This window comes from Pedobacter sp. AJM (genome assembly GCF_002197755.1).
GTDB lineage: Bacteria > Bacteroidota > Bacteroidia > Sphingobacteriales > Sphingobacteriaceae > Pedobacter.
In genome coordinates this window covers 329,403-341,804 of sequence record NZ_NHOT01000003.1, presented here as the reverse complement: position 1 = coordinate 341,804, position 12,402 = coordinate 329,403, and the positions used below count along the sequence as shown (strand labels likewise).

The 12,402-nt window shown below is 39.1% G+C and carries 9 protein-coding genes; 2 read left to right on the top strand and 7 right to left on the bottom strand.

Annotated elements, in window-relative coordinates:
- Positions 1–53: 53 nt before the first annotated feature.
- Together CBW18_RS07360 and CBW18_RS07355 are read right to left on the bottom strand one after the other, a co-directional pair.
- Complete coding sequence (locus tag CBW18_RS07360) at positions 54–1,253, bottom strand: pyridoxal phosphate-dependent aminotransferase (RefSeq protein WP_088300648.1); 1,200 nt, start codon at positions 1,251–1,253, stop codon at positions 54–56.
- 62 nt (positions 1,254–1,315) lie between these two features.
- Positions 1,316–1,708: a DUF1573 domain-containing protein gene (locus tag CBW18_RS07355; protein ID WP_088300647.1), complete on the bottom strand. Its 393-nt coding sequence runs from the start codon at positions 1,706–1,708 to the stop codon at positions 1,316–1,318.
- Positions 1,709–1,875: 167 nt separating this feature from the next.
- Here CBW18_RS07355 and CBW18_RS07350 point away from each other — a divergent pair, with 167 nt between their 5' ends.
- Together CBW18_RS07350 and CBW18_RS07345 are read left to right on the top strand one after the other, a co-directional pair.
- The gene (locus tag CBW18_RS07350) at positions 1,876–4,299 is read left to right on the top strand and encodes a thiamine pyrophosphate-dependent enzyme (RefSeq protein WP_088300646.1); all 2,424 of its coding nucleotides are present in this window, start codon (positions 1,876–1,878) and stop codon (positions 4,297–4,299) included.
- 215 nt (positions 4,300–4,514) lie between these two features.
- Positions 4,515–6,854 (top strand): tetratricopeptide repeat protein, encoded by a 2,340-nt coding sequence (locus CBW18_RS07345; RefSeq protein WP_088300645.1) that lies wholly within the window; start codon positions 4,515–4,517, stop codon positions 6,852–6,854.
- A gap of 51 nt (positions 6,855–6,905) precedes the next feature.
- Here CBW18_RS07345 and CBW18_RS07340 read toward each other — a convergent pair whose 3' ends face one another.
- From CBW18_RS07340 to CBW18_RS07320, 5 genes are all read right to left on the bottom strand, one after another.
- Positions 6,906–7,658 carry a LytTR family DNA-binding domain-containing protein gene (locus CBW18_RS07340; RefSeq protein ID WP_088300644.1) on the bottom strand — a complete coding sequence of 251 codons (753 nt, stop codon included), beginning with the start codon at positions 7,656–7,658 and terminating at the stop codon, positions 6,906–6,908.
- Positions 7,659–7,767: 109 nt separating this feature from the next.
- The gene (locus CBW18_RS07335) at positions 7,768–8,376 is read right to left on the bottom strand and encodes a DUF1684 domain-containing protein (protein WP_088300643.1); all 609 of its coding nucleotides are present in this window, start codon (positions 8,374–8,376) and stop codon (positions 7,768–7,770) included.
- A 99-nt stretch (positions 8,377–8,475) separates the two neighbouring features.
- Positions 8,476–9,576, bottom strand: a complete 1,101-nt coding sequence (aroC, locus tag CBW18_RS07330) for a chorismate synthase (protein WP_088300642.1) — start codon at positions 9,574–9,576, stop codon at positions 8,476–8,478.
- A 169-nt stretch (positions 9,577–9,745) separates the two neighbouring features.
- Entirely contained in the window at positions 9,746–11,014 is a 1,269-nt protein-coding gene (aroA, locus tag CBW18_RS07325; RefSeq protein ID WP_088300641.1) for a 3-phosphoshikimate 1-carboxyvinyltransferase, read from the bottom strand.
- Between the two features lie 237 nt (positions 11,015–11,251).
- Positions 11,252–12,391 carry a chorismate mutase gene (locus CBW18_RS07320; protein WP_088300640.1) on the bottom strand — a complete coding sequence of 380 codons (1,140 nt, stop codon included), beginning with the start codon at positions 12,389–12,391 and terminating at the stop codon, positions 11,252–11,254.
- Positions 12,392–12,402: the final 11 nt, after the last annotated feature.

Sequence of the window (12,402 nt, the reverse complement as noted above, 5' to 3'; positions counted from 1 at the left end):
TGTAAACTGCTTATCTGGCATTTATTATAAAAACTGTAAACAGAAATCGTAAACTAGATTGTCCTTCCTGGATATTCCTTTAAGGCTATTTCCAGACAATCCATTGCGGCATTTAAATCACTTGTATTTAATACATAAGCCATGCGAACTTCCTGTTTTCCAGAACCCTTGGTAGAATAGAAACCAGTTGCTGGCGCCATCATTACCGTTTGGTTTTCATGTGTAAAATCTTCTAAAATCCATTGGCAAAATAGATCCGCATCATCAATAGGAAATTTGGCCACCACATAGAAGGCGCCACCCGGATTCGGACAAAAAACACCGTCAATTTGATTTAGACGGCTTACTAAAGTATCACGACGTAATGTATATTCGGTATTTACCTTTTCGAAATAACTATCAGGCGTATTCACAGCGGCCGCACCGGCAATTTGTTCCACCATACCAGGACTTAATCTGGCTTGTGCAAATTTTAAGCCCGAAGCAATCACAGCCTTGTTTTTGGTGATTAAACAACCCAAACGCGCACCACAGGCACTATATCTTTTAGAAACGGTATCCATAATTACCACGTTTTCTTCGAGCCCACCCAGGTGCATCGGTGAAATAAATTCACGCCCGTCATAGCAAAATTCCCGGTAAGCTTCATCTGAAAATAAAAACAGGTCATATTTTTTGCAAAGCATTTTTAAGGCTTCCAGTTCTTCCCTGGAATACAAATAGCCTGTAGGATTATTGGGGTTGCATATAATAATGGCCTTCGTTTTTTCTGTAATGAGTTTTTCAAATTCAGCAATTGGAGGCAAGGCAAATCCATTTTCAATAAAAGATAAAATGGGTTTTACCACCACATTACTCATACAGGCAAAACCATTATAGTTCGCGTAGAAAGGTTCAGGAATAATAATTTCATCACCTTCATTCACGCAGGTTTGCATTGCAATCGTAATGGCTTCTGATCCGCCTACCGTTACCAGGATGTCTTCCGGTGTAATGCCATATCCCAGTTTGTTATAATATTCCGCAAGCTTTAAACGATAGGCTAGTGTTCCCTCTGAAGGTGTATAAGCCCAAACATTGAAATCAATATTCTTAATGGCATTCAGCATGCCTTCCGGCGTTTCAATATCCGGCTGACCGATATTTAAGTGATAAACTTTCTTACCATCTCTTTTTGCTTGATCAGCATATGGTGTTAACTTTCTGATTGGTGAAGCAGGCATCTGCGCCCCCTTAAGTGAAATCTTTGGCATGGCACAAAAATAAAAAAGTCCCGATGATTATCGGGACTTTAATTACAATATTTATTGAAAAATTATTTCGAACTGGCCGCAACGGTTTCACCTTTAATATAAAGTACTTTTATAGGTGTTTTTGCATTTGAAGTTAAAGTTACCGCTTTTGAAAATGCAGATGGACCCGCGGCAGCATTAAAAGTTACTGAAATTACACCGGTTTCACCTTTTTTGATAGGTGTTGAAGTGTATTTAGGAACAGTACAACCACAACTTGCCTCAGCTTTACTAATGATTAATGGTTCTTCTCCAACATTCGTGTATTTAAAATCGAAAGTTACCGGTTTACCCATCGGAATTTTACCAAAATCATGGGTTTCTGATTCAAATTTAAAATCTGCAGGTTTTGATTGCGCATTAGCAACCAAACCAAAACCTAAAATGAAGGCGAATAATACTAAGATTTTTTTCATGTTATATTTGAAATTATTTTTTTAAAATTCTTAAAACAAATTTAATAATTTCAATCTAAAACAAAAACTATTCCAATTATATTTTACTCTTCCATATATAATTTTACAATCGAACTTTAAGGCAAGCTTTTAATTTTGCATATATTTGCCAGAACCAATATTTGATTATGATGCAGAATGAAAAATTTATAACCAATTCTATTGATAATTCTGAGCTGACATTTGGAGATTTTAAAACCATCGTATTGAATGATTATAAGATCGCCTATGAAAGCAGGCAAGCTAGTGTATTAGGTCGCAGGGAAGTGTTAACAGGAAAGGCTAAATTTGGCATTTTTGGTGATGGTAAAGAGGTGCCACAAGTGGCCATGGCAAAGGTTTTCAAAAAAGGAGACTGGCGCTCAGGTTATTACAGGGATCAGACTTTCGCCTTTGCAACAGGTATATCTACCATCAAAGAGTTTTTCGCACAACTATATGCAAATCCGACAAATGGTGCCGATCCTTTTTCAGGTGGAAGGCAAATGAACTGTCATTTTGCAACTAAATCCATAAATGAAGACGGATCATGGAATGACCTAACACAGATCAAAAACTGTTCTTCAGATATTTCGCCAACAGGCGGACAAATGGCTCGTTTGGTTGGCCTGGGATATGCTTCCAAGCTCTTCAGAAACAATAAGGAACTCGATTATTTAAAGCATTTTTCCGTGAATGGTAATGAGGTTGCCTTCGGTACAATCGGTAATGCATCCACCTCTGAAGGTGTTTTTTTTGAAGCAATAAATGCGGCTGGTGTACTGCAGATACCAATGGCCATATCCATCTGGGATGATGCTTACGGAATTTCGGTGCCGGCAAAATACCAGACCACTAAAGAAGATATTTCTGAAGTCCTTAAGGGTTTCCAGCGTAATGCTCATCAACCCGGATATGAAATTTATAAAGTAAAAGGCTGGGATTACCCTGCTCTATGCGAAGTTTACGAAAAAGCCATCCAGGTTTGCCGGGATGAGCATGTGCCGGTAATGATCCATGTTACAGAACTCACGCAGCCTCAGGGGCATTCTACATCTGGTTCTCATGAAAGGTATAAATCAAAAGATCGCCTGATCTGGGAAAGCGAACATGATTGCCTCTTAAAGATGCGGGAATGGATGCTCGATTCTGCCATTGCAACGGATGAAGAAATATCAGACATTGAGAAAAAAGCAAAAATATTTGTCCGTGATGCGCAAAAAGAAGCTTGGAATGAGTTCTTGGACAGCATTAAACCGGAACAGAAGACAGTGATCGATCTCATTGGCGGCCTGGCCAAACACCAGCCGGAATTAGCCAGGATAGGTGCGCAATTGGCGGCAACGGCTGATGCACAGCGAAGGGAAGTATTCAGTGCTGCACGTAAGGCCATTCGTTTATCAGCTAAATTTAATACCAGAGAACGTGAAGACATACTGGCCTGGTATAAAGACCAGGAAGCTTTGAGTTTCGAGCGGTATAATTCTAAACTGCATACCAATGGATTGGAAAGTCCGGATAAGATTACTGTAGTTGATGCGGTATATGATGAGCTTTCTAAAATGGTAGATGGAAGAGAAGTGCTTAATGCCTGTTTTAATGAAAACTTCGCACGTGATCAGCGATTGGTGGCGTTTGGAGAAGATTTAGGGAATATTGGTGACGTAAACCAGGGTTTTGCAGGATTACAGGCCCGTTTTGGTGAACTCAGGATAACTGATACAGGCATTAGGGAAATGACGATCATGGGGCAAGGCATTGGGCTTGCCATGCGTGGTTTAAAACCGGTTGCCGAAATACAATATTTAGATTATCTGATTTTTGCCTTAAATGTTTTAAGCGATGATCTGGCCTCACTTTCTTACCGGACTAAAGGAGGGCAAAAGGCACCGGTTATTGTAAGAACACGGGGCCATCGCTTAGAAGGTGTATGGCATTCAGGGTCACCAATCAGCATGTTACTGGGTTCATTAAGGGGGATGCATTTGTGTGTGCCAAGAAATATGACTCAGGCGGCCGGCATGTACAATACTTTATTCAGGGCTGATGAGCCCGCTGTGGTGATTGAGTGCCTGAACGGCTATCGGCTGAAGGAAAAATTACCCAGCAATGTTGGCGATTTTACGGTGCCGCTAGGCAAGGCAGAAGTGCTGGAAAAAGGTTCTGATATTACAGTAGTATCATACGGATCAACTTTAAGGTTGGTACAGGAAGCCGCAGAAGAACTGGCCAATTTTGGCATTTCCGTAGAAATTGTTGATCCTCAAACTTTATTGCCATTCGATTTGGATAAAGTATGTGCTACGTCACTGGCTAAAACCAATAAACTTCTGGTGGTTGATGAAGATGTTCCGGGAGGTGCTTCAGCTTATATCTTGCAAAAAGTACTGGAAGATCAGAATGGTTATTTTACTTTAGATGGAAAACCAAGAACATTATCTGCCAAGGCACACCGTCCGCCTTTCGGATCAGATGGCGATTACTTCAGCAAACCATCTGTAGATGATATTATCGAAACCATTTACGAAATGATGCATGAAACCCATCCGGACCAGTTTCCTGCGATGTATTAATGCTGTGATCCGTAAAGATGGATAGTTGAATAGCGTAATAAAAGTTGCTATTTAAATTCTAATAATTGATGTAATTTAGGGTAAAATAGATACCTTAGACGAGGTTATCTATCATTATCATTCCATTTGTATGTCTCATGTTATTGCCATTAAAAGCATAAAACGATCAGTTACCCCCAATTTTAAACTTTTTTAATTTTAGCACATTTTAGAAGTTGAAAAATATATTCGTTGATGTATTGTATTCCTGCTCAAAATTCTGGAAACAATGGCTTTTACTGTTTTTGCTGATTGTATTGCTTTTTAAGCTGGAAGGACATGCACAAAAGAAAAGTAATATTCAAAAGTTAGATAGCCTGTTGGTGCTGAATCAATCGCATTCACAGCTTGATTCAGTGAAAGTAAAACTCCTGGAACAGATTTCTAAAGTTTATCTTGGATTAAAGGATGCTGGTAAGTTTGAAGAATATACCGACAAAACTGTTGCCCTTGCACAAAAGTTAAAATTACGGAACATCTCTGGTTTCGCTTTGTATCGCCGTGGAAAATTTTATCACGGAAAAAGTATTTTTATAAAATCCGAAGAATATTATCGTCAGGCAATTGTTGAATTTGAACTGGCAAAAAACCTGGATATGGTTGGCGGAACCTATTTAAACTTAGGCGCTTTGTATGCTACAATTCCTGATTATGCAAAATGCCTGGAAGTTAATCAAAAAGCAATTGCCATTTATGAACAGCTGGGCAATGAATCCGATCTGGCGAGTTGCTATACCAATATTTCCAGTGTTTATCAGGATCTCGGCAACCAAAGTCAATCGCTGGTTTATCTGAAAATGGCACTTAAAATCTTTACGCGTGAAAATGAAGAGTCGAGGGGAGTAGCAGTCGTTAATGAATTAATAGGGACAGCATATTATGAGGCTAATCCTTTTGAACTGGAAAAAATGGGCATCCTTCCAAAGGATCGCTTAAACATAGCATTACAATACTATCAAAAGTCATTAAGGGTGGCCGATCTCTTAAATGATGAAAACATTATGTCATCCATAAGGAAAAGTATAGCTGATGTTTACAATGAAATGGGTAAAAAAGACCTGGCCTTAATCACCTATCAGAAAGCCATTCAAATTGGTAAAAATCTGGATGATAAACTAGGCTATGTAGATTGTCTCTATGCTTTAGGAAAGTTTTATCAGCAACAGAACGATGATGCCAATGCGTTAGCCCAATTTACGGAAAGCTATAAAATGGCTGATGAAAATAACTTTACAGACCAGAAAAAAAATGCGGCACTTGGTTTAAGTGATACCTACTATCAATTAAAAGACTATAACCAGTCGCTTAGCTTTTATAAACAATATGTTATGCTGAGGGATCAGATTTTTAATGAAGATAAAGAGAAAGAAATTACCAGGCGACAAATGCAAATTGATTTTGACTTCAAAGAAAAAGACTATCGCTATACGCAAAAGATAACAGGAATAGAATTGCAGAAACAGATGCTCCTGGCCAGGCAGCAGCAACAAGAACTCTATGTAAAAAAGCAACAGCTGGCCTTAAGTGATCAGGAAAAAAGTCTGCAGCGACTTACTTTTTTAAAAAGACAGTTAGACCTGCAAATTGCCCAAAAAAATCAAACGGAGAAATTTGAACGAGCCAAACTCCAGGCGAAGTATGAAACCTCCCTTAGAGACAAGCAAATATCAAAACAGGAGCAACAGATCCGGTTCGACTGGCGAATCAAGATTTACCTTAGCATTGGGATTGCGCTCGTTCTGTTTATTGCAGCCATTATCTATTATAATCAGCGTAAAACCGCCCGTTTAAATAAGGTTATTAATCTGCAGACACTGGAGCTTCAGCAATTAAACAGGGTAAAAGATAAAATTTTTAGTGTGGTCAGCCATGATATGCGTACGCCGGTAAATGCCTTAATTTCATTTATTCAGCTATTGGAAGGAGGAGCTATTGATCAGGATAAACTCACCAGATATGCCGCAACTTTAAAAACCAATCTGAGTTATACTTCAACCATGATGGAGAATCTTTTAAATTGGGCAGCCAGCCAGATGCAGGGATTTCATCCTGATATGGAAACTTTGAATATCCATCAATTAATTAGTAGGATAATAGATGCTGTGCTACACCATGCGGATGCCAAAAATATAAAAATAGAAAATAATACTTCCCCGGATATAAAGTTTAAAGCTGATGCCAATATGCTTTCGCTGATCGTTCGGAACCTCGTAAGCAATGCCATTAAGTTTACACCCAGATACGGAATGATCAGCATATCAGTTAAAAGTTCAGACGATGAAGTGTATCTCCGTATAGCTGACAATGGCACCGGTCTTAGTGACCATCAATTGGAACATTTTAATAAAATGGGTTATCAGGGAGCTGGAATCAGCACTCCGGGTACAGAAAAAGAAAAGGGTACAGGCCTGGGATTAATACTTTGCAGAACATTTACTGAACTGATGGGCGGAAAAATTAGTGCCGCTAAAAATAATCCAGCAGGTACAATTTTCACCATCACCATGCCTAAATAAATTAGATTCCGATGTCATGCAGTTTCCGGTTTTTCGGATTGTATTTCGTTTTTATTTTATAAACCTGGACAGGATTTTTTGGTCTATCGCATTTTCAAGTAAATGTTGGCGGTTGGCTGCGCTAATCGGAACCACGAAATCATGAGTCAGATGTACTTCATGATTGGTTAAAGTAGTGATGTGATTTTTATTGATCATAAACTGCTTATGAACCCTTGCAAAATAATGTTCAGGAAGTTGTTTCTCGAGATTTTTCAAACTCACCAGTATGATATGCATCTCATTTTTAGTAAATATTTTGGAAAAATCGCCCATACTTTCCATATAAATCACCTCATCATATTTTAGCTTGGTGATGCCTTTGGTCTCTTTAAAAAAGAAATGATCATCTTGATTAGCCGGGGCGTTGTAAACATTTTCGTTTACATGACTTACTTGTTTTTTTAATTCGAGGTATTCTATGGCTTTGTTCGCTGCCTTTAATACCCTTTCAAATGTAGCAGGTTTTACCACAAAATCGATTGCATCCACCTCATAGCTTTCAGCCGCATACTGGCCATGGGCAGTAATAAATATGAATAGAGGTTGTTTTTTGATGCTTTTTAATAAACCAATTCCTGAAAGCTCAGGCATATCAATATCCGAAAAAACAATGTCTATGCTGGTTTGTGATAAGATACCAGCGGCTTCCATGCCATCTTTACAAACTGCTAAAATTTCCAGTTGTGAAATTTTTCGGAGGTGCATTTCCAGGGCATCTCTTTCAATCTCATGATCATCAACTACAAGGCATTTATACCGCATTTGGATAGATTTATTTAAATATCAGAATAATACTTTAGTGTATATCTGTTAAATATAAATCAAATTAATGGATCAAAGTCATTGTAATCATACGTTTTCGGTACACTGATTAATTTTTATGCTTTTTATCACCGGTATATTGTTTCTCGCCAGCTTTTATTTCTACCGGAAGATCATTTTCTTCCGGTGGTACCGGACAACGATAACCATCGCTATAAGCGCAATATGGATTATAAGCTTTGTTAAAATCAATCTCGATTTGATGATTTTTAATTTCTTTTTCGCTTAAATCAATATACCTGCCACCGCCATAAGTCTCCTTTTGATTGGTTTGATCTGTAAAAGGCAGAAAAAGTAAATACCTATAAGCCGGATTAGCAGCCAGTGCTATATTTTTATAGAGCGTTAACGTTATTGGCGTTCCGTTTAAATTAAAGCTGACTTTAGCAAAACGATAAAATTCTTTACTGGTACCATCATAAGTAGGCATTTTGAAAATCTTTTCATTTTTTAAGATATCTACTTTGGCCATGACTTTATACATACTGTCTGCCTCATAAAAATGAAGATGCTGCAAATCACTTTCTTTTAAAGGTGAATTTGATTCTGTGATAAAATCCTGTTTGTAGTTATCGCGATGTTTGGCAATGTGCCCGGAGTAGGATTGAGCAAGTGTGTTTAAGCTAATAAAGAGCAGTAGGATAGGGAGGATTTTCATACTTTGTTAATTACAAATTAAAATTGCCATCATTGCGATGCACAAAGCGACCTCTCTTGCTAAATAGATTGCTTCTTGCATCGCAATAACAACATAATATTAGATAATACTCATTTTATTCCTTAAAAACTGATCAGCTAAAACCAAAGCGGCCATGGCCTCGACAATCACCACCGCTCTAGGTACCACACAAGGGTCGTGGCGGCCTTTTCCTTTAATTTCTGATGCTTCACCGGCAGCATTAATGGTTTGCTGACTATGCATAATCGTAGCTACAGGTTTAAAAGCAACTTTGAAGGTAATGTCCATCCCGTTTGAAATGCCGCCCAGAATACCTCCGGCAAAATTGGTAGTTGTGATGAAGCCCTTTCCATCAGGGGAAGGGTTTGGGATGGGGCGGTCGTTATGTTGTGAACCTCTTAATTCACTTCCGGCAAAGCCTGAACCGTATTCAAAACCATGAACTGCATTGATGCTTAACATTGCTTTGCCCAAATCAGCATGTAATTTATCAAAAACCGGCTCACCCAAACCAGCCGGACAACCCTTAATTACACAGCCGATTTTACCGCCTACGGTATCACCATCTTTCCGGATGGCGTCAATAAATTCAATCATTTCATGTGCAGTTGCCGGGTCGGCACAACGTACAATATTCTCTTCCCTGACTTCCAGTAAGGCGGATAAGTCGTTGCTTTCTAAATTTGGTGCTTCAATGTTTCCTACTGCGGTAACATGTGCAAAAATTTCAATGCCTTGCTGTTTTAAAAATAATTTGGCAATCGCACCAGCTGCTACGCGTGCAGCTGTTTCCCGTGCTGAGGAACGCCCGCCACCACGGTGGTCGCGAATACCATATTTGGCATCATACACATAATCGGCATGGCTGGGACGATAAACATCCACATTGTGCCCGTAATCTTTTGATCGCTGATCTTCATTCGGAATTAACAATGCTATTGGTGTTCCGGTACTTTTCCCCTCAAAAACGCCTGATAGAACCTGAACCGTATCGCTTTCCTTTCTTTGTGTGGTAATTTTCGATTGACCGGGCTTTCTTTTATCCAGTTCCGACTGAATAAAATCCATGTCAATACCCAATTGCGCCGGACAGCCATCAATAATTACCCCAATCGCTACGCCATGAGATTCGCCAAAAGTGGTGATGCGAAAAAGTTGTCCGAATGAGTTGCCTGCCATATTATTTTAAATTGATGATTTAGATTTGAGAAGTTAGACAGGAGATATGAGATTTTCTGTCCAAATTTCATTCAAATCTGATTAAATTTTAATTGTTTATTACCACTTTTATATGCGTAAAGTTAGACTTAAAGGTGTTGCGAGGTTCTCATTTCTCAAATATCTTTTCTTATATTTCCTTTACGTCAAAGCCTGCCTTTTTCAAATCTTCCCAGAAATGAGGATATGATTTTTCTACCACCTGCATGTCTTCAATCTCCACTTCGCTGATTAATAAAGCAAGGGGAGCAAAAGCCATAGCCATCCGGTGATCTTCGTAAGTAGCTACTGTAATTTTTTCAGGGAAATGAAGTTCATCCGTATTCAGTGTATAAACTAAATTATCTTCCGTTAACATTACCCCAATCTTGGCCAGTTCATTTTGTAAGGCAGCAATGCGATCCGTTTCTTTAATTTTTAAGGTTTCCAAGCCTGTAAAAGACATGTTTTTTCCTAGGGCAGCTGCAATAACAATGACGGTTTGAGCCAAATCAGGGCAGGTTTTCAAGTCCAGCACCTGATCGGTTTCCAGGGATAAGCCCAGGTTGCTGATGGAAATTCCTTTTTCAGTTTTTTCCGTGGCAATACCAAAAATCTTCATGATTTTTTGAATCTGGCTATCGCCCTGCAAACTTTTATCTTTCAAGGCCGGTAAAGAAATTTCAGCCTCATCAGCCAAGGCGGCAATGCTGTACCAATAAGAAGCAGCACTCCAGTCTGGCTCCACAATAAGGGTTCCTGCCTTAAAAGCTTGCGGTTCAATGGTAATTGAATTTCCAGTCCATGAATGTTGAATCCCCACTTCTGCAAGCATATCCAAAGTCATGTCTACATAAGGTCTTGATGTTAGTTCACCTTCAATTTCTAACGTTAAGCCTTGCGGAAGGATTGGGGCAATCATCAATAGTGCAGAAATATACTGACTGCTGATATCACCTTTGATTTTCACTTCTGCCGTTTTCTGGTTTAATGGACCATTGATATTTAAAGGCGGAAAACCATCAGATTCAGCATAAGAAATATCAGCACCAATGGTTTTAAGTGCCTCTGCTAAAATACCAATCGGACGTTTTTTCATACGTTCGGTTCCGGTTAACAGAAAATTTCCGTTTTTTGCCGATAGATAAGCAGATAGAAAACGCATTGCTGTTCCTGCTGGGCCAACGTCTACCAGTCTTGAGTCTTCAGTTTTGAGTTCTGAGTCTTCCCTTAATGCGGTTAAGATTCCATCAAGCGTAACGGTATCTGCCGCATTGGATAAATTATCAACCTTAACCAGTTTGTTGCTTAAAGCGCTAATAATCAGCGCTCTGTTGCATTCGCTTTTCGAACCTGTTAACTGGATTTCCGTATTAATATTCTTGGTTCCTTTAAAAGAAACTAAGGCGTTTTTCGACATTTTATTCTGTTTTATTCTCAACAGGTTGTTTTTGGATCATCGTCATGTTGAGCCCGTCGAAAACACCTGCTAAAAAGTTCTTCGACAAACTCAAAATGACAATTCGCAAGATACAACGCCATTATTTTATTAAATCATCATTGTGATCTGCCTCACAATGATATGGTACTTTAGACTTTGGTCTTTAAGCTTTGGACTTGACACCCTCCACCTTTAACCTCCAAGCCTTTGCCATCATTAAGCTTTTATCTCGTTATGTTGTTCAGCAGCAATACCTTTCTCTGCTTTACCAGCATTCATAATTTCAGTTTGCTTGCGGATCGATTCACCGTGCATCAATTCTAAGAATTTTTCAGTGAAATTTAAGTCTAATTTTAAAGCTTTTGCAAAAGCATGGCCTTTTTTAATGATGGCATCCCAACGGTTCACCTGTAAAATGGTTACCTGGTTATCGCGTTTAAACTCACCGATTTTCTCCACGATGGACATCCGTTCTGCTAATTTTTGTAATAAAATATCATCAATTTTATCAATTGATTTACGTAGATCCGCTAATTTATCTGCAAAGGCTTCGTTCGGTGCTTCTGGTTCACGTACAGTTAAACGATCAACCAATTCTGCTAATGCAGCCGGCGTAACCTGTTGTTTGGCATCTGTCCAGGCTACTGATGGATCAACGTGAGATTCGATCATTAACCCCTGCATATCTAAATCCAACGCTTTCTGAGCAATGTATGGGATTAATTCACGGTTACCACAAATGTGACTTGGATCATTGATGATAGGCAATTCAGGGCATAAAGTTTTCAATTGAATTGCCATTTCCCACATTGGTTCGTTACGGAAAGAGCTTTTCTCGAAAGAAGAGAAACCACGGTGAATGGCTCCGATTTTGGTAATACCTGCGCCATTAATCCGCTCGATAGCACCAATCCAAAGCTGTAAATCAGGGTTAACCGGATTCTTAATTAATACAGGTACATCATGACCTTTTAAAGCATCCGCAATTTCCTGAACTGTGAAAGGATTTACAGTGGAACGTGCGCCGATCCAGAGGATATCTACACCAGCAGCCAAGGCTTCTTCCACATGTTTTGCATTTGCTACTTCTACAGCTGTTGGTAAGCCCGTTTCTGCTTTAGCGCGTTTTAACCATTCTAAACCAATGCTTCCGATACCTTCGAATTCTCCCGGACGGGTGCGTGGTTTCCAGATACCAGCTCTCAATACCGATACTTTGCCGGTTGCAGCCAATAAGTGTGCCGTAGTTAATAATTGCTCTTCCGTTTCTGCACTGCATGGTCCAGAAATAATAAGTGGCTCGTTGTTTACGTTTAACCAGGTGTTTAAGGGTTGGATGTTTAAATTAAGTTTCATGATTTGGGGCT